Consider the following 15,361-nt stretch of genomic DNA (forward strand, 5'->3'; position numbering starts at 1 on the left):
CTGTTGCTCCGATGTCCGAATGCCGTGTTTGGCGATGGAACAGAGCTTAGTTGCCTGACTCAGTACAAAAAATGCGATGCTTGAACATAGTTTGTTTCTGAAAGCGGGCAAATCATGGATCGTCTCCAAGCAATGCGGGTGTTTGTCACCGTGGTGGACCTGGGCAGCCAGTCGGCAGCGGCCGATCATCTGGACCTTTCGCGGCCGGTGGTTTCACGTTATCTGGCAGAGCTGGAGGACTGGGTCGGCGCGCGCCTGATGCACCGCACCACGCGCAAGTTGAGCCTGACCGCCGCCGGCAGTGAGATTCTGCCGCGCTGCCGGCAGATGCTGGAGTTGTCGAGCGACATGCAGGCCGCCGTCAGCGAACCCCACGATGCCCCGCGCGGGCTATTGCGGATCAGCGTCAGCACTTCGTTCGGCCAGGCCCAACTGGCGGATGCGATGGCCGCCTACGTCAAACGCTACCCAGGTGTGAGCATCGATCTGCAAATGCTCGATCGCACGGTGAATCTGGTCGATGAGCGCATCGACCTGGCGATTCGCACCAGTAACGATCTCGACCCCAACCTGATCGCCCGACGCCTGACCGTTTGTCGTTCGGTAGTCTGCGCCGCGCCCGCTTATCTGCAGGAGCAAGCGGCGCCATTACGGGTCGAGGATCTGAGCAGACACAATTGCCTGACGCACTCGTATTTCGGCAAAAGCCTGTGGCATTTCGAGGAGGATGGCGAACCGGTTTCAGTGCCGGTGCAGGGCAATATCAGCGCCAACGAGGCCAGCACGTTATTGCGCGCGACACTGGCTGGCGCGGGGGTGGCGATGCTGCCGACCTATCAGGCCGGGGTGCATATTCACAGCGGCGAACTGGTCCGCCTGCTGCCCCATGCCGAGCCGCGACAGATGAACATCTACGCGGTGTACGCCTCACGCAAACACATGCCGGCGGCGCTGCGCAGCATGCTGGATTTTCTGGTAGAGCGCTTTCCTGAGCATCCGCAATGGGACGTTGATCTGTAAACCGATCCAATGTGCTGAATGGCCGGTTAAATCCTCAAGCACACTCGCTGGCAACTCCCCAGCGCTGACCTATGCTGAAAGTAATACCGCAAGGTATGTCGTTCAGAGGTCTACGCCATGAACATCAAAACAAGAAGGTACATCGCGATTTTCATCACCTGCGCCGCCACCCTGGCACTGTACGGCACCGCTGCCTGGCGGGTCGAACAGCTGCGACAACTGCCGCGCGAGTATGCGAGCTGCAACTTCGAGCGCTGCATTCCGCACAATGCCACTCTGAACGCATTGCGCTGAGGTAATTGAGCTGGAATGCGCCCCTGTGGGAGCGAGCTTGCTCGCGAATGCAGTGTGTCAATCACCATTACTGGCGGCTGATACACCGCTTCGCGAGCAAGCTCGCTCCCACAGTGTTTAGTGTGGTTATGAAATTATTGTTCGGCTTTCAATCGGTCGCGGAAGGCTTTTGGCGATATCCCCACCCGGCGCCGAAACAGGCGCGTGAAGTTGGTCGGATCGGAAAACCCCAACAACTCCGACATCTCGTAAATCGTCATGCTGGTGTAGGTCAGCAAGCGCTTGGCTTCCAGCAACTGACGCTCGTGCATGATCTGCAACGCCGGTTGCCCCGCCAGTTCACGGCAAGTGCCGTTAAGGTGCGATACCGAAATCCCCAGCCGATGCGCCAGGTCTTCAACCTTCACATGCTGGCGATAAGTTTCCTCGACCAATTGAATAAAGCCATTGAGGTATTCGCGCTGACGTTGCGGCCGCTGACTGGCTTTGTGCCGCACGATCGCCTGCCGGCTGACCCAGACCATGATCACGCTGACCAGCGAATGCATGAGCATTTCCCGCGCCGGTTGATGACCGTTGTATTCGGCCTGCAATGCCGAGAACAGGCTGTTGAGGTAATCACCGTCGGTGCCTGCCGGGTAGTTTTCTGCACTGGCCAGTGCGTGCACCGAATCGCCCAGTTGCGCCTGCAAGTGATTGATCAGCGGTGTGGCGAGGGTAACGATGAACCCTTCGACGTCTTCGGAAAAGCGAAAGCCGTGCACCGATAACGGTGGCAGCACTTGAATCGCCGGGGTTTGGAGTTGCGTGCGCTGCCCTTCGATCTCAAGCTCTGCCTGACCTTTGAAGACGAAGAGCAACTGGCACAAATCAGCATGGCGGTGGGGTTTGATTTCCCACTCATGTTCGCGACTGCGGGAGGAAATGGTTTCACAGTGCAGCAAGTCAGGGGTCGGCCAGTCCAGGCTTTCACCGTAGAGCTTGAACACTGGAATCGAAGGCAGCTCAGGCTTGTTCATCACTTCAATCCAGGCCTCGGGGTTGTGGGCGATAATCGCACCGATTGGCAGAATGTACAGGTATCAGCTCAGTTTTCACCTTCAATTGACAGACCCGCAAGGGAAAAATGCAAGCACTCGATCCATAAAAAATATTCACCGGCGCTTGTCGCGTGAAGCTTGCGAGCCATAAAAACAATGAAAACGCTGAAAACCCAAGTCGCCATTATCGGCGCCGGTCCGTCCGGATTGCTCCTCGGCCAGTTGCTGCACAACGCTGGTATCGACACCCTCATCCTTGAACGCCAGACACCTGATTACGTGCTCGGACGCATTCGCGCCGGGGTACTTGAACAGGGCATGGTAGAGCTGTTGCGTCAGGCTGGCGTGAGTCAGCGCATGGACGCCGAAGGTCTGGTGCATGGCGGTTTCGATCTGGCCCTGGACGGACGTCAGGTGCACATCGATCTGCACGCGCTGACCGGTGGCAAGAGCGTGATGATCTACGGCCAGACCGAAGTCACCCGCGACCTGATGGCCGCTCGTCGGGAGGCTGGTGCGCCGACCATTTACCAGGCGAGGGATGTCGTTCCTCACGGCATGAAAAGCGACGAGGCATTTGTCACCTTCGAAAAGGACGGCGAAACCTTTCGCGTCGATTGCGATTACATCGCCGGTTGCGATGGTTTCCACGGGGTCGCGCGGCAGTCGATTCCGGCCGATAGCCTGAAGGTCTTCGAGCGGGTTTATCCGTTTGGCTGGCTGGGGATTCTGGCGGACACACCGCCGGTGCATGAGGAGTTGGTCTACGCCCGCCATGAACGTGGCTTCGCCCTGTGCAGCATGCGTTCGGCCACCCGCACCCGCTATTACCTGCAAGTGCCGGCGGATGAAAATGTCGATGACTGGAGCGATCAGCGCTTTTGGGATGAATTGAAAAATCGTCTGCCGGTGGAGCTTGCCGAGAAGCTGGTCACTGGCCCATCGATTGAAAAGAGCATCGCGCCGCTGCGCAGTTTTGTCGTCGAGCCGATGCAGTACGGACGGATGTTTCTCGTCGGCGACGCGGCGCATATCGTCCCGCCCACTGGCGCCAAGGGTTTGAATCTGGCCGCCAGCGACGTCAGTACGCTGTTCAATATTCTGTTGAAGGTTTATCGCGACGAGCGCACCGATCTGCTGGAGAAATACTCGGAAATCTGCCTGCGCCGCGTGTGGAAAGCCGAGCGCTTTTCCTGGTGGATGACCTCGATGCTGCATCGCTTCGATGACCACGATGCGTTCAGCCAGCGCATCAGCGCCTCGGAACTGGACTACTTTGTCAGTTCAGAAGCAGGGCGAAAAACCATTGCAGAAAATTACGTCGGACTTCCTTATGAGGCTATCGAATAGCCTGCTACCGACTTACACTGGCGAGCATCCCCGCTCGCCTGATGATCTGCGGGACTCTCACTGCCCGCAGGTTTTGCCCGTGACCAATCTCAATCACCCCGAAACGCCCAAACCGGCCATTCGCAGCGTGCTGGTCGCGCTGATGATGGCGATCTTTCTCGGCGCGCTGGACCAAACCATTGTCGCCGTGTCGATGCCGGCCATTTCTGCGCAGTTCAAGGACGTCAGCCTGCTGGCCTGGGTGATTTCCGGGTACATGGTCGCGATGACGGTGGCCGTGCCGATCTACGGCAAGCTCGGCGACTTGTACGGGCGGCGCAAATTGATGCTGTTCGGCATGGGCCTGTTCACCCTCGCCTCACTCTTTTGCGGCATGGCGCAGAGCATGGAGCAACTGGTGCTGGCGCGGATCCTTCAGGGCATCGGCGCCGGCGGGATGATCTCGGTAAGTCAGGCAATCATCGGTGACATCGTGCCGCCGCGTGAACGCGGGCGTTATCAGGGTTACTTCAGCAGCATGTACGCGGTGGCCAGTGTCGCCGGCCCGGTACTCGGTGGTTACATGACCGAGTACCTGTCGTGGCGCTGGGTATTTCTGATCAACCTGCCGCTGGGCCTCGGTGCCTGGTGGGTGGCGCGGCGCAATCTGCGTGGCCTGCCGATTCCCCAGCGCAAACCGGTCATCGATTACCTCGGCACGCTGCTGATGATCATCGGCCTCACTGCCCTGCTGCTGGGCATCACTCAGGTTGGCCAGGGTCATTCGTGGCGCAGCAGTGAAGTGCTCGGGCTGTTTGCATGTGCGGTGGTGGTGTTGGCGCTGTTTGTCTGGCACGAACGCCGGGCGCGGGAGCCGTTGCTGCCGATGCACCTGTTCGCCAATCGCAACGCGCTGCTGTGCTGGTGCACGATTTTCTTCACCAGTTTCCAGGCGATTTCGTTGATCGTGCTGATGCCGCTGCGCTTTCAGAGTGTCACTGGGGCAGGGGCCGACAGTGCCGCGTTGCACTTGCTGCCGCTGGCGATGGGGCTGCCGATTGGTGCGTTTTTCGCCGGGCGTCGCACGTCGATTACCGGACGCTACAAACCGCAGATTCTGACCGGTGCGATGCTGATGCCGGTTGCGATCTTCGGTATGGCGTTCAGCCCACCCGAGGCGACGCTGGTCAGTGGTCTGTTCATGTTGCTCTGCGGTATCTCCAGCGGCATGCAATTCCCGACTTCGCTGGTCGGCACGCAAAACTCGGTAGAGCAACGCGACATCGGCGTAGCGACCAGCACCACCAACCTGTTTCGCTCCCTCGGCGGCGCAGTGGGCGTGGCGTTGATGTCGGCGCTGTTGCTGGCGTTGTTACAGGACTCCAGCTTCGCCCATCTGGCAAGCAGTTCACTGATGAGCGAAGGGCATTCGGGCAACGTCCTGCTCGATGGTCTGAACGCCGCGCCGGGGGATGCGCAGAACGCCTTGCGTGCGGAATTGCTGGTCACGTTCCGGCATTTGCTGTGGGTAAGTGCGGCGGTGTCGTTGCTGGGATTGGCGGCAGCGATTGCGATGCCGAACAACCTGCTGCGCGGACGCGAGCACGGCGCCAAATAACTTTCTCCCGTTGATCGTTCCCACGCTCTGCGTGGGAATGCCTCAACGGACGCTCTGCGTTCGGCTTTGGATGGGACGCAGAGCGTCCCGGGCTGCATTCCCACGCGGAGCGTGGGAACGATCAGTACAAGAGCGGCATTTCGTTCAGGGGCTGTAGTAACCGACGGCTACAAGGAAATGCCCGGCCTTCTTCAGGTAGGCATGTTTGTCCTCAACCTTGCCGGTCACCGGGTTCTTCCAGCGGTATTCATACTCACCGTCATCCTGCTTGCCGATCAGCGCCAGAATCGGCTCGCCCACCGGTTTGCCATCCGGATCCTTGATCTTGCCGAAGTCGGTGTTGATCAAGCGCAGGTTGGTGCCGTGGGCAACGTAGCGCTGGGTGTTCAGATCAACCACAAACACATACAAGTCGTCCTGCAAGTAGCCACCCTTGAGTGAGTTGATCGCCGTCAGCGTGGCCTTCTCGTCTTTGCCCAAATCAGTCGCCGCTTTATCGAGCAACGCCTTGGCCTGCTCGGCCGAGGCTCGCGGCAAGTAGTAACCCACCGCCAGAATCCGCTGACCGATGCGCTGGTAATACACATGCTTGCGCTCGACCTTGCCGTCCGACCAGTTCTGCCAACGGTATTCGGCCTGCTGGATGCCGTTGCCTTCCGGCACTTTCAACGCGTCCTTGAAGGTTTTCTGCAAATCCGGGCCGAGCACTTCACTGACGTCACGACCGATCAACGCTGATGAAGGCCCGCCGCTGGCGAGCATCACGCCTTTGGTGTCGACCACGAACACGTAGCGATCCTTGTCGACGAACTCGCCCTGCCGGCTGAACGCGGCGAACGCCTTGTCGCCATTGTCGTGGTAATAGGCCAGGGCTTTTTCCAGCAAGGCGATGGCGGCCTGACTGTCATCCTTGGCGGTCGTGGCGGCGCTGGCCTGGCCGAAACCGGCCAGTAACATCACGCTGAGCCAGGCCACTTTATGCAAAAACCCCATAGCGCATCCCTCGTTCTTGTTGGTGTTTCAAGAGCGTAGACGGCTTGGGCTGATGTATGGATATTCAGAGGGTTTCTGAACGTTTCGCGGCTTAAGTGGTGAGGCAAGCCTCACCACTGTTGAGCAAGTCTTACGGGCGGGAATTGATCTGCTGCTGCAGGTTCTGAATCTGCGCCTGAAGGGTATTGATGTTGCGGGTCATCTGCCCGCGGAAAGCGTCGAACTCGGCGGTATTGCCGCCGCCTTGCGGGGCTGCCGGGCGGTTGTCCTGCTCGCTTTTGAGGACGACGATTTCCTGTTCGAGGCGATCAATCGCCGCACTCGGGTTGCCCTGCTTCTTCAACGCCGCGATATCGGCACCGAGGCTTTTGAACTGCGCGTCAAAGGCCTTCAACTGAGCGTCGACCTTGCTGGTGTCGGCCGGCGTGCTTTTCACCGTCGCCAGTTCCGCAGTCAAGGCTTTGACCTGCGCCTGCAACTGGGTATTGGCGTTCTGCTGTTCAGTGGTCTGCGCGGTCATCTGTGCCAGTCGTTTGTCCAGATCACTGGCCTGCCCCGCGACGCCTTGCTGCTGTTTGCTCTGATCGAGCAGCTTGCCTTCGAGCTGTTTGATCTGCAGCTTGAGGGCTTCGCTGTCGCTGGTGACGTTGGACTGGCTGGCCACGACCTTGCCGGAAATGTCCTGCAAGCGCCCCGCCGCTTCTTCACTGATGCGCGCGAAGCTTTCCTGGGTGGCGACCAGTTGCTGCTCCATCAACGAGATTTGCTGGAAACTCCACCAGGCCAGACCGACGAAGGCGAAAAACAGTGCGCCGACCAACGCCCACAACGGGCCGGTGCTGGCCGCCTTGACCTTGACCACGGGCGGCGTGCGCGAATGCACGGAGGTGCGAGCGGTGGTCGGAATGTCATCGTCGTCGAAGGTGTCGGCACGCAGGCTCGGGACATCATCGAAATCGTCGTGGGCATCATTACGCATGGACATTGAGGCAACCTTTGTGAAACGCGGTGATGGCTAAATGCTGCGAAGTATAACCGCCGCAGCCGCAGGGATTGACCCCCAAGCGGCTACACGGTTCATTGCCGCCCGGCCGAATCGTTTCAACGGATGTCCTGAGCTTTCCACCAGCCGCAGAACTCATCCAGCGCCGACCACAGGCTGACTTTCGGATCGTAGTCCAGATAATGTCGGGCGCGGCTGATGTCGAGGGTGAAATTTTTTTTCATTACCTGCATGCCGAGCCGCGACAGGGTTGGCTCCGGACGCCCGGGCCAGAGCTTGCATGCACCTTCGTTGAGCGCCGCGACGCTGTAGGCCAGACCATACGATCGGTACTTGGTGACCTGTGGCACTTCCATCTTGCGCATCACGTAATTGACCACATCCCACAACGGTACCGGCGCACCGTTGCTGATGTTGTAAGCCTTGCCCAGCGCGGAACCGGCGGCCAGCAAACTGCTGAGCATCGCTTCGTTGAGGTTCTGCACGCTGGTGAAATCGACTTTGTTCAGGCCATTGCCGATGATCGCCAGGCGGCCCTTGCGCTGCATATTAAGCAGGCGCGGGAAGATACTCATATCACCGGCGCCGGTGACGAAACGCGGGCGCAGGGCAATGGTTTCCAGGCCGAACTCCTGCGCACCGAAAACCTTTTGCTCAGCCAGATATTTGGTCGCGGCGTAGTGATGCTTGAAGCGCTTGGGTACTTGCTCTTCCGTCAGGTTGAAATGATCGCGGCCATCGAAATAGATCGATGGCGACGACAGATGCACCAAACGGCGGACGCGCTGTTTCAGACAGGCTTCGACAACGTTTTCGGTGACCTGCACGTTGCCTTGATGAAAGTCCTGATAGCGGCCCCACAGCCCGACGGCGCCCGCGCAATGCACCACGGCTTCAACATCGGAACACAGCTCGCGGACCAGATCGGGATCGGTCAGGTCGCCGGGGACAAACTCGGCGCCACGGCGCACCAGATGTTCGACGCTCTCGGCCCGGCGACCGTTGACCCGCACGTCCAGGCCCTGCTCCAGGGCGAAACGCGCAAAGCGTCCGCCAATGAAGCCGCTTGCGCCGGTGACCAGAATTTTCATGTAAAGCTCCGATGTCTTTCGTTTTGCCTGATTCGAGTGTCTTGACGCTGGCCCTCAGTCCAACGGCACTAGCCATTGCGCCGAAGAACGCAGCAATTGCTCGGTCAGCAGGCCCAGCAGCTGACCGCCATTACGCCAATGATGCCAGTACAACGGCACGTCGATCGGTTTATCTGGCAGCAGTTCATGCAATAACCCGCGTTGCAATTGATCGCGCACTTGCAGTTCCGGCACCAGGCCCCAGCCCAGTCCGGCTTCGATCAGGCGGATAAAACCTTCCGAGGAAGGACATAAATGGTGTTCGAATCCGCCATCGACGCCCAACGAGGCGAGGTAACGATGCTGGAGGAAGTCGTCCGGGCCGAACACCAGCGCCGGGGTGCGTGGCAGTTGCTCGGCGCGCACGCCGTCGGGGAAATGCCGTGCGATGAACGCCGGGCTGGCCAGCGCGCGATAACGCATCGCCCCGAGCAACACACTGCGTGCGCCGGCCACCGGCCGTTCACTGGCGCAGAGGCACGCGGCCACTTCACCGGCACGCATGCGTTTGAGGCCGACGGTCTGGTCTTCGACAATCAGATCGAGCAGCAAATGTTGTTCGGCGCAAAAATCTCCCACCGCTTCGGCCCACCACGTGGCGAGGCTGTCGGCATTAAGTGCGATGCGCAAACGTTCCGGCAACCCCTCCTCGTCCAGCGCGGGCACAAGGGTTTGCAGGTCACGCTCAAGCAGACGCACCTGCTGCACATGGTTGAGCAGACGCCGGCCTATCTCGGTCGGCGACGGCGGCGTGCCGCGAATCAACACCGGCTGGCCGACCCGCGCTTCGAGCAGTTTGATCCGCTGCGAAATCGCCGATTGCGACAAACCCAGCACCTGCGCGGCCCGTTCGAAGCCGGCCTGCTCGACCACGGCGGCCAGAGCAGAAAGCAATTTGTAGTCGAACATCAGTTTTCCTAATGAGCGATCAGCACTATTGGTTTTTCTTATACAGGTTTCGCCCGGAGAATAGCCAGCAAGCACTCTTTATCAAGGATCACTGCAATGGCTGGCGAAACCTCACTCACAACCTTGTTGCGCAGCATGAGCCCGCAACTGAACGCCGGCGAATACGTATTCTGCACCCTGCCCGACGGCGTGTTACCGAGGGATCTGGAGATCGTCGGCAGCTTCCGCGAACAGGAAGGCCTGACCGTGATTCTCGAACGCTCCCAAGCTGAACAGGCCGGTTTCAGTTTCGACTACGTCGCCGCGTGGATCACCCTCAACGTGCACTCGGCCCTGGAAGCCGTGGGCCTCACCGCCGCATTCGCCACGGCACTGGGCAAGGCCGGGATCAGTTGCAACGTGATTGCCGGCTATTACCACGACCATTTGTTCGTCGGCCAGGCCGACGCCGAACGCGCCATGCAAGTGCTGCGCGATCTCGCAGCCAACGCGGAGTAATTGTTATGTGGCAAAGCTATGTGAACGGCCTGCTGGTGGCGTTCGGGCTGATCATGGCGATCGGCACGCAGAACGCTTTTGTATTGGCGCAGAGCCTGCGTCGTGAACATCACCTGCCCGTGGCGGCGTTGTGCGTGGTTTGCGATGCGCTGCTGGTGGCGGCCGGAGTATTCGGGCTGGCGACGATTCTGGCGCAGAACCCGATGCTGCTGGCGATTGCCCGTTGGGGCGGCGCGACGTTTCTGATCTGGTACGGCAGCCAGGCGCTGCGCCGGGCGTGTTCGAAACAGAGCATGGGGCAAGGCGAGAATCAGACCGTGCGTTCGCTGCGTGCGGTAATGCTCAGCGCTTTGGCGGTGACGCTGCTCAACCCGCACGTTTACCTGGATACGGTGTTGCTGATCGGCTCGCTCGGCGCGCAGCAATCGGTGCCGGGCGCTTATGTAGTGGGCGCGGCGAGTGCTTCGTTGCTGTGGTTTTTCACGTTGGCACTGGGTGCTGCGTGGTTGGCGCCATATCTGGCCCGGCCGAGTACCTGGCGGATTCTTGATCTGGTGGTGGCGTTGATGATGTTCACGGTCGCCGGGCAGTTGATATTGGCGAGCTGATTTATTCCAAACGGCTCTGGAACCTCTATCCCACACAGTTGTTGCGTGGTTATGCCGCAACCCCGGTGCTATGATCGAAACCCTGCGCCGCAAAGAGTAAAAACTCGCCGGTGCATTTCTGGCCGCCCGTGATCGGCCTTGCGCTCACCGCAACAGACCTGATTAGGAGAATCATCATGGCTTTCGAATTGCCGCCGCTGCCTTACGCACACGATGCCCTGCAGCCGCACATTTCCAAGGAAACCCTGGAATACCACCACGACAAGCACCACAACACCTATGTCGTGAACCTGAACAACCTGGTGCCAGGCACCGAGTTCGAAGGCAAGACCCTGGAAGAAATCGTCAAGACTTCCTCGGGCGGTATCTTCAACAACGCCGCTCAGGTCTGGAACCACACTTTCTACTGGAACTGCCTGGCGCCAAACGCCGGCGGTCAACCAACCGGCGCGCTGGCTGAAGCCATCAATGCTGCTTTCGGTTCGTTCGACAAGTTCAAGGAAGAGTTCAGCAAAACCTCGATCGGCACCTTCGGTTCCGGCTGGGGCTGGCTGGTGAAAAAGGCTGACGGTTCCCTGGCTCTGGCCAGCACCATCGGCGCCGGCAACCCGCTGACCAGCGGCGACACCCCGCTGCTGACTTGCGACGTCTGGGAACACGCTTACTACATCGACTACCGCAACGTTCGTCCGAAGTATGTCGAAGCGTTCTGGAACCTGGTCAACTGGAAGTTCGTTGCTGAGCAGTTCGAAGGCAAAACCTTCACCGCTTAAGCTGCGCGCCAGTCAAAAAACCCGGCTTTTGCCGKGTTTTTTATGCCTGCATTTAAATAGCGTTTTTCTCACGCTGAAAGCTGTCTGCCGCTGCTTGCCGCCATGCCACAGCGGGCTAACATCAAAAAGAGGAAAAAATGCTGCGAACCGCTCAAGTTGAGGGGCGAAACTACCGACATAGTACAAATTAGGGCTAATACTCCAGACAGCAGCATTTCGGCCAAGGCTATGGGCGAATCGTCCCCGGTCTGATTGTCCCTTTGACTGCAAACTCGGGATTGCCAATACTCATGGCAACTTGACGCTACCCGCACGGAACAAGGAATAACCCTTTGAAGCTGGAACTCAAGAACAGCTTGTCGGTGAAGTTGCTCCGGGTCGTGCTCCTGTCGGCATTGATCGTCGGCGTAGTCTTGAGCTGCGCACAGATCGTTTTCGATGCTTACAAAACCCGCCAGGCCGTTGCCGGCGACGCCGAACGCATCCTCGACATGTTCCGCGATCCCTCGACCCAGGCGGTTTACAGCCTCGACCGGGAAATGGGCATGCAGGTGATCGAAGGCCTGTTCCAGGACGATGCCGTGCGTCAGGCTTCTATCGGCCATCCCAACGAAGCCATGCTCGCGCAGAAGTCCCGCGAATTGCAGCAGTCCAACAGCCGCTGGCTGACCGACCTGATTCTCGGCCAGGAACGCACCTTCACCACGCAACTGGTAGGGCGTGGTCCGTACAGCGAGTACTACGGCGACCTGAGCATCACCCTCGACACCGCCACCTATGGCGAGGGCTTTATCGTCAGTTCGGTGATCATCTTTATTTCCGGGGTTTTGCGCGCACTGGCGATGGGCCTGGTGTTGTATCTGGTCTATCACTGGCTGCTGACCAAGCCGTTGTCGCGGATCATCGAACACCTCACCGAGATCAACCCCGATCGCCCCAGCGAACACAAGATTCCGCAGCTCAAGGGCCACGAAAAAAACGAGTTGGGGATCTGGATCAACACCGCCAATCAGTTGCTTGAGTCGATCGAACGCAACACCCATCTGCGTCATGAAGCGGAAAACAGTCTGCTGCGCATGGCCCAGTACGACTTCCTCACCGGCCTGCCGAATCGCCAGCAACTCCAGCAGCAACTGGACAAGATTCTGGTCGACGCCGGCAAGCTGCAACGCCGGGTCGCGGTGTTGTGCGTGGGGCTGGATGATTTCAAAGGCATCAACGAGCAATTCAGCTACCAGACCGGCGACCAATTGTTGTTGGCCCTGGCCGATCGTCTGCGCGCCCACAGCGGCCGCCTCGGCGCCCTCGCCCGCCTCGGCGGCGACCAGTTCGCACTGGTACAAGCGGATATCGAGCAACCTTACGAAGCGGCCGAACTGGCGCAAAGCATCCTTGATGATCTGGAGGCGCCGTTCGCCCTCGACCATCAGGAAATCCGCCTGCGCGCGACCATTGGCATCACCCTGTTCCCGGAGGACGGCGACAGCACCGAGAAGCTGTTGCAGAAGGCCGAGCAGACCATGACCCTGGCCAAGACCCGCTCGCGCAACCGTTATCAGTTCTATATCGCTAGCGTCGACAGCGAGATGCGCCGCCGCCGCGAGCTGGAAAAAGACTTGCGCGATGCACTGTTGCGCGATCAGTTCTATCTGGTTTATCAACCGCAGATCAGCTATCGCGATCACCGCGTGGTCGGCGTCGAAGCGCTGATTCGCTGGCAGCATCCGGAACACGGTCTGGTGCCGCCGGACCTGTTCATTCCGCTGGCAGAGCAGAACGGCACGATCATCGCCATTGGCGAATGGGTGCTCGATCAGGCCTGCAAGCAATTGCGCGAATGGCACGATATGGGTTTCGCCGACCTGCGCATGGCAGTGAATCTATCGACCGTGCAACTGCACCACGCCGAATTGCCGCGCGTGGTCAACAACCTGCTGCAGATGTACCGCCTGCCACCGCGCAGTCTGGAACTGGAGGTCACCGAAACCGGCCTGATGGAAGACATCAGCACCGCCGCCCAGCACTTGCTCAGCCTGCGCCGCTCTGGCGCTTTGATCGCCATCGATGACTTCGGCACCGGCTATTCATCCCTGAGCTATCTGAAAAGCCTGCCGCTGGACAAGATCAAGATCGACAAGAGCTTCGTTCAGGACCTGCTCGATGACGACGACGATGCGACCATCGTTCGCGCGATCATTCAACTGGGCAAGAGCCTGGGCATGCAGGTGATTGCCGAGGGCGTGGAAACCGCCGAACAGGAAAGCTACATCATCTCCGAAGGCTGCCACGAAGGTCAGGGTTACCACTACAGCAAACCGCTGCCGGCCCGGGAACTGAGCGCCTATCTCAAACAGGCGCAACGCAGTAACGCGGCCATTCTCTAGAAGATCGAAAGATTGCAGCCTGCGGCAGCGCCTACATTTGGAATGCGTTCCCACTGTAGGAGCTGCCGCAGGCTGCGATCTTTTGATCTGCGTAAATAAGAAATATTTCCAGCCACAACCCTTTACACATAATGCGAAAGATTTGCATTATGTCGCAGTTTTGCGCGCCCCCGCGCCAGTCCAATCAACTACCGAAGCAGGATGTTCGCCATGATTCGTATGCCTCTGGCTACCGCCAGTCTGCTGGCCATCGCTATTTCCCTCGCCGGTTGCGGCGAAGGCAAAGACAAGGCCGCCGCTCCGGCCGCACCGACCCCAGCCGCCAGCACCAGCGCACCTCCAGCGCCTGCCGCTGCCGGTAAAGTCGACGAAGCCGCCGCCAAGGCTGTGGTCGCGCACTACGCCGACATGGTCTTCGCCGTTTACAGCGATGCCGAATCCACCGCGAAAACCCTGCAGACCGCCGTCGACACCTTCCTCGCCAAGCCGAACGCCGACACCCTGAAAGCCGCCAAGGCTGCCTGGGTCGCCGCGCGCGTTCCGTACCTGCAGAGCGAAGTGTTCCGCTTCGGCAACACCATCATCGACGATTGGGAAGGTCAGGTTAACGCCTGGCCACTGGACGAGGGTCTGATCGACTACGTCGACAAATCCTACGAGCACGCTCTGGGTAACCCGGGCGCCACCGCCAACATCATCGCCAACACCGAAGTTCAGGTCGGCGAAGACAAGGTCGACGTCAAAGACATAACCCCGGAAAAACTCGCCAGCCTCAACGAGCTGGGCGGTTCCGAAGCCAACGTCGCCACCGGCTACCACGCGATCGAATTCCTGCTGTGGGGCCAGGACCTCAACGGCACCGGCCCTGGCGCTGGCAACCGTCCGGCCTCCGACTACCTGGAAGGCGCCGGCGCCACTGGCGGTCACAACGATCGTCGTCGTGCCTACCTGAAGTCCGTGACCCAACTGCTGGTCAGCGACCTGGAAGAAATGGTCGGTAACTGGAAGCCGAACGTGGCTGACAACTACCGTGCCACCCTGGAAGCCGAGCCGGGCGAAACCGGTCTGCGCAAAATGCTCTTCGGCATGGGCAGCCTGTCCCTGGGTGAACTGGCGGGCGAGCGTATGAAGGTTTCCCTCGAAGCCAACTCCCCTGAAGACGAGCAGGATTGCTTCAGCGACAACACCCACAACTCGCACTTCTACGATGCCAAAGGCATTCGTAACGTTTACCTGGGCGAGTACACCCGTGTTGACGGCACCAAAATGACCGGCGCCAGCCTGTCGTCGCTGGTGGCCAAGGCCGACCCGGCTGCCGACACCGCACTGAAAGCCGATCTGGCCGCTACCGAAGCGAAGATCCAGGTCATGGTCGATCACGCCAACAAGGGTGAGCACTACGACCAACTGATCGCTGCCGGCAACACTGCGGGCAACCAGATCGTTCGCGACGCCATCGCGTCCTTGGTCAAGCAGACCGGTTCGATCGAAGCCGCTGCCGGCAAACTGGGCATCAGCGACCTGAACCCGGACAACGCTGATCACGAGTTCTGATCACTGCGTTCGATTCAAAAAAGGCGACCTTCGGGTCGCCTTTTTCATGCATGCCAAACACAACCCCCTGCTTCAAGGTGTACCCAATATCAAGTGCACCACCAATCCCTGTGGGAGCGAGCTTGCTCGCGAAGGCGGCATCTGGCGCAACACCAGCAGAGCGACGAACTCCGCTTTCGCGAGCAAGCTCGCTCCCACAAGGTTTGCA

The 15,361-nt window shown here is 59.5% G+C and carries 14 protein-coding genes; 9 read left to right on the forward strand and 5 right to left on the reverse strand.

The annotated features are described in order from the left end of the window. Positions 1-114: 114 nt before the first annotated feature. Complete coding sequence (locus AC1DVF_RS12715) at positions 115-1,020, forward strand: LysR family transcriptional regulator (RefSeq protein WP_460092078.1); 906 nt, start codon at positions 115-117, stop codon at positions 1,018-1,020. A gap of 117 nt (positions 1,021-1,137) precedes the next feature. Continuing rightward, positions 1,138-1,314, forward strand: a complete 177-nt coding sequence (locus AC1DVF_RS12720; protein WP_460092079.1) for a hypothetical protein — start codon at positions 1,138-1,140, stop codon at positions 1,312-1,314. A gap of 134 nt (positions 1,315-1,448) precedes the next feature. Here AC1DVF_RS12720 and AC1DVF_RS12725 read toward each other — a convergent pair whose 3' ends face one another. Beyond that, on the reverse strand, positions 1,449-2,333 hold the full coding sequence (locus tag AC1DVF_RS12725; protein ID WP_093430541.1) for a helix-turn-helix domain-containing protein: 885 nt from the start codon (positions 2,331-2,333) through the stop codon (positions 1,449-1,451). Positions 2,334-2,519: 186 nt separating this feature from the next. Here AC1DVF_RS12725 and pobA point away from each other — a divergent pair, with 186 nt between their 5' ends. Beyond that, the gene (gene pobA, locus AC1DVF_RS12730; RefSeq protein ID WP_460131035.1) at positions 2,520-3,704 is read left to right on the forward strand and encodes a 4-hydroxybenzoate 3-monooxygenase; all 1,185 of its coding nucleotides are present in this window, start codon (positions 2,520-2,522) and stop codon (positions 3,702-3,704) included. Between the two features lie 79 nt (positions 3,705-3,783). Further along, the gene (locus AC1DVF_RS12735) at positions 3,784-5,301 is read left to right on the forward strand and encodes an MDR family MFS transporter (protein WP_320336417.1); all 1,518 of its coding nucleotides are present in this window, start codon (positions 3,784-3,786) and stop codon (positions 5,299-5,301) included. Between the two features lie 144 nt (positions 5,302-5,445). Here AC1DVF_RS12735 and AC1DVF_RS12740 read toward each other — a convergent pair whose 3' ends face one another. The 4 genes from AC1DVF_RS12740 to AC1DVF_RS12755 form a co-directional block, all read right to left on the reverse strand. Then, positions 5,446-6,294, reverse strand: a complete 849-nt coding sequence (locus AC1DVF_RS12740) for a cache domain-containing protein (RefSeq protein WP_099757038.1) — start codon at positions 6,292-6,294, stop codon at positions 5,446-5,448. 130 nt (positions 6,295-6,424) lie between these two features. Continuing rightward, the gene (locus AC1DVF_RS12745; RefSeq protein ID WP_093430545.1) at positions 6,425-7,279 is read right to left on the reverse strand and encodes an ATPase; all 855 of its coding nucleotides are present in this window, start codon (positions 7,277-7,279) and stop codon (positions 6,425-6,427) included. A 116-nt stretch (positions 7,280-7,395) separates the two neighbouring features. Continuing rightward, positions 7,396-8,388, reverse strand: coding sequence for an NAD-dependent epimerase/dehydratase family protein (locus AC1DVF_RS12750; RefSeq protein ID WP_102901065.1), 993 nt, complete (start codon positions 8,386-8,388; stop codon positions 7,396-7,398). A 54-nt stretch (positions 8,389-8,442) separates the two neighbouring features. After that, the gene (locus AC1DVF_RS12755; protein WP_477782536.1) at positions 8,443-9,336 is read right to left on the reverse strand and encodes a LysR family transcriptional regulator ArgP; all 894 of its coding nucleotides are present in this window, start codon (positions 9,334-9,336) and stop codon (positions 8,443-8,445) included. A 96-nt stretch (positions 9,337-9,432) separates the two neighbouring features. Between AC1DVF_RS12755 and AC1DVF_RS12760 the strand changes: the two genes are divergently transcribed. The 5 genes from AC1DVF_RS12760 to AC1DVF_RS12780 all read left to right on the forward strand — a co-directional run bounded on the left by AC1DVF_RS12760 (position 9,433) and on the right by AC1DVF_RS12780 (position 15,153). Continuing rightward, entirely contained in the window at positions 9,433-9,834 is a 402-nt protein-coding gene (locus tag AC1DVF_RS12760; protein WP_186622841.1) for an ACT domain-containing protein, read from the forward strand. A 5-nt stretch (positions 9,835-9,839) separates the two neighbouring features. Then, complete coding sequence (locus AC1DVF_RS12765) at positions 9,840-10,442, forward strand: LysE/ArgO family amino acid transporter (RefSeq protein WP_093430549.1); 603 nt, start codon at positions 9,840-9,842, stop codon at positions 10,440-10,442. Positions 10,443-10,618: 176 nt separating this feature from the next. Beyond that, positions 10,619-11,215 (forward strand): superoxide dismutase, encoded by a 597-nt coding sequence (locus AC1DVF_RS12770; protein WP_007918933.1) that lies wholly within the window; start codon positions 10,619-10,621, stop codon positions 11,213-11,215. A gap of 332 nt (positions 11,216-11,547) precedes the next feature. Further along, entirely contained in the window at positions 11,548-13,599 is a 2,052-nt protein-coding gene (locus tag AC1DVF_RS12775; RefSeq protein ID WP_477782537.1) for a putative bifunctional diguanylate cyclase/phosphodiesterase, read from the forward strand. A gap of 210 nt (positions 13,600-13,809) precedes the next feature. Next, positions 13,810-15,153, forward strand: coding sequence for an imelysin family protein (locus AC1DVF_RS12780; protein WP_477782538.1), 1,344 nt, complete (start codon positions 13,810-13,812; stop codon positions 15,151-15,153). The last annotated feature ends 208 nt before the right edge of the window (positions 15,154-15,361 follow it).

This window comes from Pseudomonas sp. P4_D7 (assembly GCF_056401755.1).